General features: G+C 62.9%; 1 protein-coding gene. It reads right to left on the bottom strand.

Going from position 1 to position 15,271, the window contains the following annotated elements:
- Complete coding sequence (locus BK667_RS14045; protein ID WP_185058213.1) at positions 1-15,135, bottom strand: non-ribosomal peptide synthetase; 15,135 nt, start codon at positions 15,133-15,135, stop codon at positions 1-3.
- Positions 15,136-15,271: the final 136 nt, after the last annotated feature.

Raw genomic sequence — 15,271 nt, 5'->3', positions numbered from 1 at the left:
TTAAGCATCCTTGGAGACGATAGCGAGCAAGTCGCTTTCTGATAACGAAGCCAGTTCGCGCTCGAGATCGAGCAGCACTTCTGACTCGTACAGCGCCAGTTGCAGGGTCGTGATGAGGTCGGCCAATTCGCGCAGCGATGCGTGTTCGAACAACGCCTTGAGCGTGACTTCGACGCCGAAGTGTTCCCGGGCCCGCAGGGTCAATTGCACGGCGATCAGGGAATGGCCGCCGAGCTCGAAGAACTGGTCGTTGCGGCCAATGCGCTCGATGCCGAGCAGGTCGCTCCAGAGCGCCGCGAGTTTCTGTTCGGTGTCACCTTTGGGCGCCTCGTAGTGCGACGCTTCGCCAGCTTCAAGCCACGGCGCGGGCAGGCTGCGACGGTCGAGCTTGCCGTTGGCGGTCAGCGGCAAGGCGTCGATGACGATAAAGGCGTCCGGCACCCAGTGTTCCGGCAGGCGGGTGAGCAGCTCGGCGCGCAGTTGATCGGTGGCGGCCGGTTCACCGCACAGGTAAGCGACCAGACGTTGACTGCCCGAATCATCCTTGATCGCCATGACCATCGCTTCGCTGACGCCTTTGCAGGCGAGCAGGGCGGTTTCAATTTCGCTGGCCTCGATCCGCACGCCGCCGAGGGTGAGTTGATCGTCCTGGCTGCCCGTGATTTCAAGGGTGCCGTCCGCCAGCCAGCGACCGAGATCGCCGGACTTGTACAGGCGCGCTTGCGGATCAGTGCTGAACGGGTTGCTGATAAAGCGTTTCGTGCTCAGGTTTTGCGCACCGCCCACATGGATTTCACCGGTGACACCGATTGGCGCCAACTGCCCGGCCGGGTCCAGTACATACAACCGTGGGTCGCTGACGGACACGCTGTGCTGCGCCAGCCACTGGATATCCGGCGCGGTCTGGCTGAACTCGACCAACAAGCGCTCGCGTTCTTGCGCTGGCAGCAGGTCCAGTTGCGTGAGCAACACGTCCGGCGTGTGGGCCAGGGCCTGGGTCAGTTGCTCCAGGGTCCGTTGCATCATGTCGCAGATGCGCTGCGGGTTGACGGCCGGCGAGCATTGCACGGTCAGGCCCAGGTCATGTTGGTAATCGTTGACCGACACCGTCAGCGGGTAGTTATCCCGTTCGGCCTCGGACAGGATGCGCGCACCGGGCCATTGGGTTGGCGCGGCATCATCCTCGAGTTGATGGCGATAGTTGAACAAACTGCTGAACAGCGGCAGCGAGGCGGGCACCGCGCTGCAACGCTGGGCCAGGGCGAGTGAGGCCTGTTCGTGGGCGAGCAATTCGCTGAGGTCGCGATGCGTCTCGGCGACCAGTGCATTGGCCCCCAGTTGCGCCAGGTTCACCCGCACCGGCAGGGTATTGATGAACACGCCCAGCGCCCGTTCGGCGCCGGCCGAGCCTTGCAAACGGCCCGACACCACGGTGCCGAACACCACGTCGTCGCGCCCGCTGCAACGGCCGATGAGCTGCGCCCAGGCCACATGGAACAGCACCGCAGGGGTGATGCCCCGTTCGCGAGCCTGGGCGCGGATCAGGCGGGTGAGCCCATCGTCGAAGCGCATGCTGACCTCTTCGACATCGCTGCCGTCACCCTGCACATCGAGCAGGCCGAACGGCGCGGTGGGTTGGTCGATGTCCGCCAGCCGGCGCTGGAAGTACTCCTCGTCGGCCTCGATTGGGGTTGCCAGGATCTGCGCGACGAAATCACGATAAGGCATGGGCGCGGTCAAGCTGTCGCCCTGGCCCTGGAGGATGGTCTGGATTTCCTCCAGCACGATTTCCAGGGTGACGTGATCGCTGACCATGTGGTGGTTGAGCAAGGCCAGCAACCAGCGTTGCGTGTGTGGATCACGGCCAATGTAAGCGCGCAGCAACGGCGCCTGGCTCAGGTCGAGGCGCAATTGGCGCGGGTCGCTGATGGTTTCCAGTTGTGCGAGGGCCGCGCTTTTCGGGTCGAGGGTCACGGTGTGCACCGCCAGCGCGACGTTGCGCTGCACAATCTGCACCGGTTCCTGCAAGCCGTTCCATTGCACCGAGGTGCGCAGGATGTCGTGGCGATCGATGACCTGTTGCAGGGCCGCGATGAAGCGGTCGAGGCCTTCGCGATCATCAAACTCGATCATCGAGCGGATCAGGTAAGCGTCACCGGCATGGCCGAGCAAGTGGTGGAAGAGAATGCCCTGTTGCAACGGCGCGAGGGGGTAGATGTCCTGGATATTGGCGATGCCGCCGGGTACACCGGCAACGATGGTGTCGATCTGCGCTTGATCGAGTTCGATCAGCGGCAGCATCTGCGGCGTCAGTTCTGTAGTGCCGGGCACGATAAGGTTCGGCGGCGCGTGGAAGATATCCCGGGCATCACGGTCGATGGCCCGGGCCATTTCACGCAGGCTCGGTGAAGCGAAGACCATCCGCACATCGGCACCGAGGCCATGCTCACGCAGGCGATCGATCAGGCTCACGGCCATCAGCGAGTGACCGCCGAGTTCGAAGAAGCGGTCATGGCGACCGACTTTTTCCAGACCCAACAGGTCCTGCCAGATGCCGGCGATGACGGTTTCGAATTCACCCAGCGGCGCCTCGTAGTCACGGCTGGCGAAGGCATCAGCGCCCGGTGCCGGCAGGGCGCGGCGATCCAGTTTGCCGTTGGGCGTGAGGGGCAACACGTCGAGGCGGACAAAGGCGCTGGGCACCATGTACTCAGGCAGGTACGCCAGCAGCTCGCTGCGCAGTTGCTCGGCGGGTGCAGGCTCGCCGCACAGATAGGCGATCAACCGCGTACTGTCGGGTTGGCCGGGGCTGTATTCGCGGGCAATCACCGCGACTTCGCGCACACCCTGGCAATTGGCGAGCACGGCTTCGATCTCGCTCAGTTCGATGCGCAAGCCGCGAATCTTCACCTGATCATCATCACGACCGAGGTATTCCAGGGTGCCGTCCGGCAACCAGCGGCCGATGTCGCCGGTTTTGTACAGGCGTGCCTCTGAAGTGGCGGCGAACGGATCGGTGATAAAGCGTTCGGCGGTCAGTTCCGGTTGGTTCAGGTAGCCACGGGCCACGCCGGTGCCGCCGATATGGATTTCGCCGCGTACGCCAATCGGCACCAAATGCCCGAGGGTATCCAGCACATGCAGTTGCAGGTTGCGGATCGGTTTGCCGATGGGGATCGACTGTTCTTTATAGTCGTCCAGATCGGCACTGAGGGTTTGCCAGGCAACCACGTCGCTGCACTCGGTCGGGCCGTAGCTGTTGATCACCGTAGGCCGTGGCGCTTGCAGTTTTTCCAGCATGGCCAGCGGGATCGGTTCGCCGCCCAACACCACGCGTTTGAGGCTGGCGAGGGAATGGTTATGGTCCGAATCGACCAGGGCGTGGAATGCACTCGGTGACATATTGATATGGGTAATGCCCGACTGCGCGATCTGCTTGACGATGGCTGCCGGGTCGAACGGTTCCTCGGCCAGGTGCAGGACAGCGCCGACCATCAGCGGCGCGAGGATGTTTTTCTGGGTCAGGTCGAAGTTATAGGAAGACGCGAGCAGCACCGCATCATTCGCGCTGAACGCCAGGTCCTTGAGATACCAGTCGAGCAGGTTGCGCAGGCCTCGATGTTCAACCATCACACCCTTGGGCAGACCGGTCGAGCCCGAGGTGTAGATCACATACGCGAGATTGCCCACGGTCAAACCGGTGATCTGCGGGTTGCGGGTGATTTCGTCGCTGCCGATCTCAATGGTGGCGAGGTCAACCGGCACAGCCACTTCAAGCCCTTGCTGACGCACCAGTACCCGTGGCGCGCTGTCGGCGAGCATATGCGCCAGACGTTCCGGCGGGTACTGCGGATCGAGCGGCACGTAGGCAGCACCGGCCTTCAAGATGCCCAGCAGGCCGATCACCATGTCGGCGCTGCGACGGGCGCACAGGCCCACGGTGTCATCGGGTTTGACCCCAAGCTTGATCAGGCGATGGGCGACGCCATTGGCCCGGGCGTTCAGGGTGGCGTAACTGAGGGATTCGCCGGCACTGACCAGGGCAATCGCCTCCGGCGTGCGGGCGGCCTGGGTTTCGAAAATTTTCTGTGGCAGGCGATCCGGGTTTTCGTCGAGGGGCTCGACGCTCGGGTTGAAGTCCTTCAGCACCTGCAAATACTGCTCGGCATCCAGCAGGGGCAGCGCGCCCACCGCTTGAGTGGTGTCGGTGAGCATGGCTTCGAGCAGGCACAGGAAGTGCCGGCCCCAGCGCTCGATGGTGCTGGCGTCGAACAGGTCGGTGGCGTACTCGAACTGTCCGGTGATGGTCTGGCCATCGTCGTTGAGCGACAGGGTCAGGTCGGTTTGGGTCGTGCTCAGGGGCAGCACAATCGGGCTCAGTTGCAGGCCCGGCAGCTCTAGTGTGCGGTCATGGGGCGTATTGCCAAACACCAACATCGCCTGGAACAGCGGGCTGTGGCCCAGGCTGCGTTCCGGTTGCAGGGCTTCGACGACTTGCTCGAAAGGCAATTCCTGATGGCTGTAGGCATCGAGGGTGGTGGACTTTATCCGCGCCAGCAATTGCCCGACGTTTGGCTGGTCGTGCAGGTCAATACGCAGCGCCAGGGTGTTGACGAAGAACCCGATCAGGGCTTCGGTCTCGGCGCGGGGACGGTTGGCCACCGGCGTGCCGATCACCACTTGCGGCTGGTTGCTCAGGCGTGCCAGCAGCACCGACCAGGCACCGAGCAGGGTCATGAACGGTGTCAGGCCCTGTTGTTGGCTGAAACGGCGCAACGCGCTGCTCAATGCCGGCGACAGGCGCAGCGGTACGCTGGAGCCGATGTAACTTTGCACGTGTGGCCGTGGCCGGTCAGCCGGCAATTCGAGCAGCGCCGGAGCGCCGTCGAGGACCTGGGTCCAGTAGCGGGTTTGGCTTTGCAGGACCTCACCTTGCAGCCATTCACGCTGCCACACCGCGTAGTCGGCGTATTGCAGCGCCAGGTCCGGCAGGGGATCGTCCTGATCCTGGCTGAACGCGGTGTACAGCGCGTTGAACTCTTCGATCAGCAACGCGACGGACCAGCCATCGGTGACGATATGGTGCTGAGTGACCAGCAACACATGCTCATTCTCGTCCAGACGCAGCAGACGGCCACGGATCAGCGGACCACGGCTCAGGTCGAACGGCCCGTGGGCTTCGATTTGCGCAAGTTCAGTGATCGCGTGTTCCCGTGCCTCGGGCGGCAGACGCTGCAAATCGTGCTCGATCAGGGCGAAGCCGACATCGGCCGGGGCGAAGTATTGGCCGACTTCATCGTTGCGGCGTTCGAAGGTGGTGCGCAGGCTTTCGTGCCGCGCAACGATGCGATCAAGGGCGCGGCGCAGGGCGCTTTGATCGAGGGCGCCGCTCAGGCGCAGTGCGGCAGGCAGGTGATACGCCGCACTGGCAGCGTGATCGAGTTGATCGAGGAACCACAGGCGTTGTTGCGCCATCGACAAGGGCGGTGCCAGTTGGCGTGAAGTCAGCGGGATCGGTTGCACCAGCGACAGGCTGGCCTGGCTGACGCACTCGGCCATGGCACTGAGGGTCGCCTGGGCGAACAGCGTGCGCAGGGCGATCTCGACACCGAGCACTTGATGCAAACGTGCTTGCAATTGCACGGTCAACAGCGAATGACCACCGAGTTCAAGGAAACCGTCTTGACGCCCGACCTGTTCAAGGTGCAGCAAGTCTTGCCAGATACTCGCGATGGCGATTTCGGTTTCACCTTGGGGCGCTTCATAGATACGGCTGGCCACGGCATCCTGACCCGGCGCAGGCAGGGCCTTGCGGTCCAGTTTGCCGTTCGGGGTGAGGGGCAGGGCATCCAGTTGCACGTAGGCGCTGGGCACCATGTAGTCGGGCAGACTTTTCAGCAGTTCGGCGCGCAGCAGTTCGGCCGGCACCGGGTTGCCGCACAGGTAGGCGACCAGGCGTTGGCTGTTGGCCTGTTCGGGCGTGTCGTCGCGGGCGATCACCACCGCCTCACGGACACCCGGACAGGCCATCAGGGCGTTCTCGATCTCGCCCAATTCGATGCGCAAACCACGGATCTTCACCTGAAAGTCGTTGCGTCCGAGGAATTCCAGGGTGCCGTTGGCCAACCAACGGCCGAGGTCGCCGGTGCGATACATCCGCGCATTCGGGACGGTGCTGAATGGATCGGTGAGGAAGCGTTCGGCGCTGAGATCGGGACGGTTCAGGTAGCCACGGGCCACGCCGGTACCGCCGATATACATCTCACCCGAGACGCCGATCGGCACCGGTTGGCCTTGGGGGTCGAGCAGGTAGAACCGGGTATTGGCGATCGGTCGGCCGATGCTGACCTGGCTGCCGAGTGTGTCTTGCTCGATGACCTGGATCGCCAATGACCAAATGGTGGTTTCGGTCGGGCCGTATACGTTGAACAGGCGCTTGACCTGTCCCGCCAGACGCCGGGCGAGGTCAGCGGGCAACGCATCGCCGCCACACAGGGCGGTCAGCGATGTATCCCCCGGCCACCCCGAATCGAGCAGCATGCGCCAGCTCGCCGGCGTGGCCTGGGCCAGGGTGACTTCGTTGCGGGCAATCACCTCGGCCAGCAGTCGGCCGTCGTGGGCCTGATCCCGGGAGGCCAACACCACCCGCGCGCCACACATCAGCGGCAGGAACAGCTCTAGGCCGGCGATATCGAAACCGAGGGTCGTCAGGGCCAGCACGCGATCATTGGCATTTGCGCCGACGGTTTCGGCCATGGTGCGCAACAGGTTGACCACATTGCGGTGTTCGACCATCACGCCTTTCGGCTTTCCGGTCGAGCCCGAAGTAAACATCACGTAGGCCAGGTGCTGTGGAGTCAAGCCTGCAATCACCGGGTCCAGATCGAAGGCCGGGTCGTTACCGGCCTGCAGTGATTCGGGTTCGTCGAGCAACACCAGCGGCGTGTCGCCAACCTGCAATTGCGCCGCCAGACCCTGTTGGGTGAGCACCGCCAGTGGCAGGCTTTCGCTGAGCATGAAGGTCGTGCGCTCCACCGGCAGGGCCAGGTCGAGGGGGATGTAGGCACCGCCGGCCTTGAGCACGCCGAGCAAGCCAATCAGCATTTCCGGGCTGCGCTCGGCACACAGTGCGACACGTTGGTCCGGTTGCAGGCCGAGGGCGATCAGGCGCCGGGCGAGATGGTTGGCGCGGCGGTTGAGCTGAGCGTAGGTGAGTTGCTGGTCCTCATAGACCAGCGCAATCGCCTCGGGCCGTATCCGCACTTGGGCTTCGAACAATGCATGCAGCGGTTGGGACAGGTCGAAGTCAGTGGCGGTGTCATTGAAACCAGTGAGCAGTTGCTGACGCTCGGTAGCAGGCAGCACGTCGAGGCTGTTGACCGGTTGCCCGGGGTTGTGTTCAAGGGCTTCGACCAGCGCTGTGACGGCATGGGTCATATACGCGGCGATGCGCTGTGGATCGATGCCTGCGGTGGCTTGGGCGCTCAGCGAGAAATTCTCGCCTTCATCCGCCACAGCGATTTCGACCGGGTAACCGGTGCGCTCTTCGTTGCTGAGGAAGCGTATGCCTTCCCAGGCCAGCACCTGACCTTCGTGGGTCAGGGACGCGTCGTTGGTCTGGTGGCGATAGTTGAGCAGGGTGGTAAACAGCGGCAAACCCGCGGACAACCCGCTGCAACGCTGAGCCAGGGCGAGCGATGCCTGTTCGTGGGCGAGCAGGGCGCTCAGGTCACGATAGGTGTCGGCGACCAGCGCGGGGGTGGTCTGTTCATCCAGACGCACGCGCACTGGCAGGGTATTGATAAACACCCCCAACGCCCGTTCGGCACCCGCCGAACCTTGCAAACGCCCGGACACCACCGTGCCGAACACCACATCGTTGCGCCCGGTACAGCGGGCGAGCACCAGTGCCCAGGCAATGTGAAACAGCACCGCCGGGGTGACGCCGCGTTTACGTGCGGCGCTGCGGATATTGCCGGCCAGCGTGGTGTCGAGGCGTACGTTGACCAGCGAAACATCGCTGCCGTCGCCCTGGATATTCAGCAAGTCGAACGGCGCAGTGGGCTCGTCGATATCCGCCAGACGCCGACGGAAATAAGCCTCATGAGCCGATGGCGGACTGGCCAGGGTCTGCGCCACGAAGTCGCGGTAAGGCAACGGTGTCGGCAGGCTTACGCTGTGGCCATTGAGGATCGCCTGGACCTCTTCGAGGAGAATTCCCAGGGTGACGTGGTCGCTGACCATGTGGTGGTCGAGCAACGACAGCAGCCAGCGTGGCGACTGCGGATCCTTGGCGATGTGCGCGCAAAGCAGCGGCGCTTTGCTCAGGTCCAGACGCAAGTGGCGCGGATCGCTGAGCGTTTCGAGCTGGGTCAGCGCGGCTTCCTGATCGTTGAGGATCAGGGTATGCACCGGCAGCACAGCGTGACGCTGGACGATTTGCACCGCTTGCGGCAGGCCGGTCCATTGCACGGCAGTGCGCAGGATGTCGTGACGGTTGATGACCTGTTGCAGCGCCGCGACGAAGGCATCGAGACGGCTTTGATCATCGAACTCGATCAGCGAGCGCACCAGGTAGGCATCGCCTTCATGGCCGAGCAAGTGGTGGAAAAGGATGCCCTGCTGCAGCGGCACCAGCGGATAAATATCCTGGATATTCGCTGCGCCGCCGGGGGTGTTGGCGACGATGCGGTCGATGTGTGCTTGTTCAAGCTCGACCAGGGGTAACAGGTCCGGGGTCAGTGCGGTGCAATCGGCCGGAATGAGATTGGCCGGGGCCTGGAACACGTCGCGGGTTTCACGATCAATCGCCAGGGCCATGTCGCGCAGGGTCGGTGCGGTGAACACGGTGCGCACATCGGCCACCAGATTTTGCTGGCGCAGGCGTTCGATCAGGCTGACGGCCAGCAGCGAATGGCCGCCGAGTTCGAAGAAATGGTCCTGGCGACCGACCGCCTCGACTTTGAGCAGGTCTTGCCAGATCTGTGCGAGGGCGATTTCTGTCGAGCCCTTCGCAGCTTCGTGGGTGCGGCTGGCGAACGCTGCAGCGTCGGGTACGGGCAGGGCGCGGCGGTCGAGTTTGCGGTTTGGCGTCAGCGGCAGCGCTTCGAGGCTGACGAAGGCGCTGGGTAGCATGTATTCAGCCAATAGCGGCGCGAGTTGGGCGCGCAGGTTGGCGGCGGTCAGGGTGACGCCGGTTTGCGGCACGACGTAGGCGACCAGGCGTTTATCGCCCGGCGCGTCTTCGCGGACGATCACGGCGGCTTCTTTCACGCCGGTGCAGTCGCCCAATTTGGCTTCGATCTCGCCCAGTTCGATACGGAAACCACGAACCTTGACCTGGAAGTCGTTACGGCCCTGGTATTCGAGGCCGCCGTCCGGGCGATAGCGTGCGAGGTCGCCGGTTTTGTACAGGCGGGCGCTGGCGAGGTTGCTGAAGGGATCCGGGAGGAAGCGTTCGGCGGTGATTGTGTCGAGGTTGAGGTAACCCCGCGCCACGCCGTCGCCGCCGATGTAGATTTCGCCGGTAACGCCAAACGGTACGGGTTGCAGGTACGCATCGAGCAGGTAGATGCGGGTGTTGGCCATCGGTGTGCCGATGCTCGCGTTGCTGTTCAGCGCTTCAAAGGTCACGTAGCTCGCGGTGCAGGACACCGTGGCCTCGGTCGGGCCGTAGGTGTTGACCAGTTTCGTGTGGGCCGGACGGATTTGTTCCCACATTTGCAGTTTTTGCGTGGAGAGCGCATCGCCGGTGACGTTGATCAGGCGCACATCGCGCAACTGCTCCTGGGCCAGCGCCGGGTTGTAGTGCCATTCGGCAGCGAGGGTGTGCCAGTGGGCGGCGGTCAGGTGCAGGAAGGTTGGGCGGACAGTGTCCTGGGAGGTGCCGAAGATGCTGCGACTCGGGGCCAATGTGGCGCCGGCGATCAGGGCCGGGAAGATTTCCTCTACCGACAAGTCGAAGTTCAGGGTGTTTTGTTGCAGCACGGTGTCGGCGCTGGTCAGACCGAACAGGCGAATGGCGTCGAGGGTGTAGTTGACCAAACCTCGGTGTTCAATCATCACGCCTTTCGGTGTGCCGGTCGAACCCGAGGTGTAGATCACGTAGGCCAGATGGCGCACGCCGAGGGACAGGATCACCGGGTTGTCGTCGTAGCCATCGACGATGCGTTCGGCTTTATCCAGCAACACCACCGGCACGTCCAGCGCTGGCAAATTCGCTTGTAATGCGCGCTGGGTCAGCAGCACCGCCGGGGCGCTGTCGGTGAGCATGTAGGCCAGCCGTTCAGCCGGATAAGCCGGATCGAGCGGCACATAACCGGCGCCCGATTTGAGGATCGCCAGCAAACCGACCAACATTTCCGCGCCACGCTCAACACAGATCGCCACCCGATCATCCGGGCGAATGCCCAGCCCGATCAGGTGATGGGCCATCTGGTTGGCTTGGCGGTTGAGTTCGGCGTAGCTCATTTGCTCGCCATCGAACACCACCGCGATGGCGTCCGGCTGGGCTTCGGCCTGGGCTTCAAACAACTGGTGGATGGTTTTGTCACGCGGATACGGCGCGCGGGTGGCGTTGAGATCGACCAGCACGCGCTGGCGCTCGCCGGCATCGAGCAGCTCGATGCGGTCAACCTGCACCTGATCGTCGGCGACCATGCCACGCAGTACCCGCTCGAAATAGCCGAGGTAACGCTGCACCGTGCGCTCATCAAACAACGCCGTGGCGTATTCCAGCGTGCCAAGCAGTTGTCCGCCGACCTCACCGAGCTCCAGCGACAGGTCGAACTTCGCGACGTGGTTGGCCACGCCCAAACCTTCAAGTTTCAGTTCACCCAGCACCAGTTCAGCGCCACTCGCGGTTTGCCATGACAGCATGGCCTGGAACAATGGACTGTGGGCCAGACTGCGCACCGGGTTCAGCACTTCCACCACCTGCTCGAACGGCAGGTCCTGATGGGCCTGAGCGCCAAGGGTTTGAGCCTTGACCCGTGCCAACAGGGTTTCAACATTCGGAGCGCCGGAGACATCGACACGCACCGCCAGGGTGTTGACGAAGAAGCCGATCAAATCTTCGACTTCCGCACGCAGACGGTTGGCCACCGGCGATCCGATCACCACTTCATCCTGGCCTGCGAGTCGGCTCAACAGCGCTGCCCAACCCGCCATCAGCGTCATGTACAACGTGGTGCCGTGGCGTTGGCTGAGATTCTTCAGGTCTGCAGTCAGGCTCGCATCAAACGCCACCGACAGCGCGGCACCCGCGTAGTCCTGCTGCACCGGGCGTGGCCGGTCGGTCGGCAGCATCAGCAATGCCGGCGCGTCGGCCAGGCTTTGTTGCCAGTAATTGTTCTGGGTTTGCAGCACTTCACCGCTCAACCAGCGGCGTTGCCACACGGCGTAGTCAGCGTATTGCACGGCCAGCGCCGGCAGCGGATCGTTCAGACCGTGGCGGAACGCTTCATACAGCGCCGCGAGTTCGGTGGTCAGCACGCCAATCGACCAGCCATCGGAGACGATGTGGTGCATGGTCACCAACAGCACATGGTCCTGGGCGTTGAGGCGAATCAGTCGGCCGCGAATCAACGGGCCGTGCTCCAGATCAAACAGCTCGGCTTCTTCCTCGGCCGCCAACACCTGCAATTGCACTTCGGCATCGGCCTGACCGCGTAGATCGTACTGGCGCAAGGCAAACCCACACTCTGCCGGGGCGATGCGTTGGAAAGCGTCCGCGCCCGGATCCTGAACGAAGGTGGTGCGCAAGGCTTCATGCCGCGCAACGATGCGATCCAGCGCCCGTTGCAGCGCGTCAGTGTCCAGCGTGCCACGCAAACGCAGGCCGGCCGGCATGTGATACGCCGCGCTGCCACCTTCCATTTGCGCCAGGAACCACAGACGCTGTTGCGCGAACGACAGCGGCAAGGCTTCCTCGCGGGAAACCGTAACGATCTCCGGCAAGGTGCTGCGACTGGCCTCGGCCACGGCTTGCGCCAGGGCAGCGAGTTCAGGCTGGGCGAACAAATCGGCGAGACCCAGTTCCACGCCCAGTTGCAGACGCACTTGGGAAATCAACTGGATCGCCAGCAGCGAATGGCCACCGAGTTCGAAGAACTGATCCCGGCGTCCAACCTGCGACACACCGAGCAAGTCTTGCCAGATCTGCGCCAGGGCGATTTCGACTTCACCGACCGGGGCTTCGTAAGTGCGGGTGATCAGCGACGTCAAATCCGGCGCCGGCAAAGCCTTGCGGTCGAGCTTGCCGTTGGACGTCAGCGGCAAGGCGTCGAGGCGCACATAAGCCGCCGGCACCATGTACTCCGGCAACTGCGCTTGCAGGTGCGAGCGCAGGGTTTCAGTTTCCAGCGCCGCATCGGTGGTCGTGTAGTAAGCCACCAGACGTTTTTCACCCGACGCATCTTCGCGCGCCAGGACCACGACTTCCTTCACATCAGGATGGTTGGCCAGCTTGGCTTCGATCTCACCCAGCTCGATGCGGAAACCGCGGATCTTCACCTGGAAGTCATTGCGGCCCATGTACTCAATCGAACCATCCGGCAACCAGCGGCCCAGGTCACCGGTCTTGTAGAGGCGCGCATTCGGATCAGTTGAGAAAAGATCCGCCACAAAGCGTTCGGCACTCAGTTCCGGCAGGTTCAGATAACCGCGAGCCACACCCACGCCACCGATATTGATTTCGCCGGCGACGCCCATTGGCGTTGGCTCGCCAAAGCTGTCGAGCACGCGAATCTGGATGTTGGCAATCGGTCGGCCGATCGGCACGCTGTCGCCGCGATCCGTCGGACGGCAGTGCCATGCGGTGACGTCGATGGCCGCTTCGGTTGGCCCGTAAAGGTTATGCAGCTCCACCTCGGGCAGTTGCTGTTCGAAGCGTTTTTGCAAACTGCGGGGCAGGGCTTCACCGCTGCACAGCACCCGACGCAAGCCAGGGAAACCCTGGCTGTCGCGGTCTTCCAGAAACAGCTCAAGCATCGACGGCACAAAGTGCAGCAAGGTGATGCCGGCGCTGCGAATCACTTTCGCGAGGTAATCCGGCTCCTGATGGCCACCGGGGCGGGCCATGACCAACTGCGCGCCAGCCAGCAACGGCAAGAAGAACTCCCAGACCGACACGTCGAAACCGAACGGGGTCTTTTGCAAGACGCGGTCGGTCTCATCAACGCGGTATTCGTCCCGGGCCCAGAGCAAGCGATTGACAACCCCGCGATGCTCGTTCATCACGCCTTTGGGCATGCCGGTCGAGCCCGAGGTGTAAAGCACGTAGGCCAGGTGCGTGGCGTTGAGGCCCGGCACTTGGGGATTGGTGTCGGGAAAGTCGTTGGTATTCAGGTTAAGCGCCAACACCGGCACGCTCAGCGCGGGCAGGGTTTCGGACAGTTCTGCGTTGCTCAACACCGCCAACGGTGCGGCGTCATTGAGCATGTATTCGCGGCGAGAGACCGGCAAATCCGGGTCGATGGGCACATAGGCACCGCCGGCCTTGAGGATCGCCAGCAGCGCAATCACCATCTCCGGGCTACGGCGCAAGCACACGGCAACCCGCGCATCGGGGCCGACACCGAGTTCAATCAACTGATGGGCGAGTTGGTTGGCCCGCTGATTGAGCTCGGCATACGTCAGCACCTGGCCGCTGTCATCACTGACCGCCAACGCCTCGGGGCGGCGTTCTGCTTGCTGCTCGAACAGTTCGTGGATCAGTAGATCCCGCGGATAGTCGCGCTCGGTGGCGTTGAATTCGCCGAGCAGCAGTTGGCGCTCCGCCACGGGCATGATCGGGAAGTGCCCGACGGGCAGGGCATGATGCTCGATCACCGTTTCCAGCATCGACAGAATGCGCTGTTGCAGTTGCTGCACTTCGTCGAGGGTGAAGAATGCGGTGTTGAAGTTGAAGTCCAGGTACACGTCTTCGTTCGGGTGATAGTCGCGGACGAAAATCGCCAAAGGCGTGCGCTCATAGCCGTTGTCCAGGGTGAACACTTCCGACGGCATGCCGCCGAAATGGATATCGCCGTCGAGGCTTTCGAAGGACAGCGATACGTCGAACAGTTGACGGCGCCCTTGCTGTGCCAGCTTCAGGGAGCGGTTCAGCTCGGCAATCGGGAAACGCTGGTGGCGGTAGCATTTGCGCAGTTGCGTGGCCACGACCTGCATCAGGTCCAGCAGCGAGGCTTGGGGATCGACTTCGAGCAGGATCGGGCTGAGAGAGGAAAACATCCCGACCGTGGCTTTTTGGCGGGCGGTGGTGCGGTTGTGCACCGGCATGCCGATCACGATTTCGTCCACGCCTTCGGTGCGGCACAAGTAAGTGGCGAGCACGGCCATCAGCACGTGGGCGAGGGACATGCCGTGGCCGTTGGAGAACTGCGCCAGGGCGTTGAACAGTGCCCGGGGAATCATCGCTTGTGCCTGTGCACTCGGCGCGATGCCGCTGCCGGCGACGGCGACCTTTTGCTGCAACAGCGCCGGTGGCAGTTGGGCAAACTTCTCATGCCAGAACGCCCGGTCGCGCTCGAAACGGGTCGATTCGATATAGCTGCGATCTTCGGCCAGGAAGGAAATATAAGAATGGCCTTCAGGCGGGTTGTCGTCACCGTTAAGCAAACCGTTGTAGGCATCACTGACCGCGTGACCGATCAACGACACGCTTGCGCCATCGGTCACCAAGTGGTGATAGCGGTTGAGCCAGTAGAAGCGCTCGGGGCCGCAGCGCACCAGTCGCGCTTCCCAGAGCTTGCCGGTCAGTTTGTCGAACGGCTTGCGGAAGGCTTCACGCACGTAGGCCATGGCCAGTCCGGCGGCGGTGTCTTCCTCGGAAAAGTCGACGACGTTGAGCTTCACTTCGATGGCCGGCAACACGGTCTGGCGCGCGACGCCACCTTCATGGCTGAAGCTCAGGCGCAGGGCGTCGTGGCGATTGGCGATCAGCTCGATGGCTTTTTCCAGCAAACCGACATCGATCCTGCCTTTGATCTCCAGCACCATGCCGATGTTGTAGTAAGGCAGCTCCGGGTGGGCCATCTGGTCGAGCCAGATGCCTTGCTGCACGGAGGCCAGTTCGTGGCTCTGGTTGTCGTTCTGGAGGTCGTGTTCAAGCGCCATATCGGTAGACGAAGCCATATCGGAAACACCTGTTTCTAAGTCAATTAAGGCTCGTCTCCGTTCGATGGGCAGATATACCTGAGGGGCTGGGCTGAGCATCGACGTGACGAAACATAAGTCGTGGAAAGGGACGGTTTTCGCGGCGCGGACGTAG

Origin of the sequence: Pseudomonas frederiksbergensis, from assembly GCF_003732705.1 — a bacterium.
Taxonomy (GTDB): domain Bacteria; phylum Pseudomonadota; class Gammaproteobacteria; order Pseudomonadales; family Pseudomonadaceae; genus Aquipseudomonas; species Aquipseudomonas frederiksbergensis_F.
This window is presented reverse-complemented; position numbering and strand designations above follow the sequence as displayed.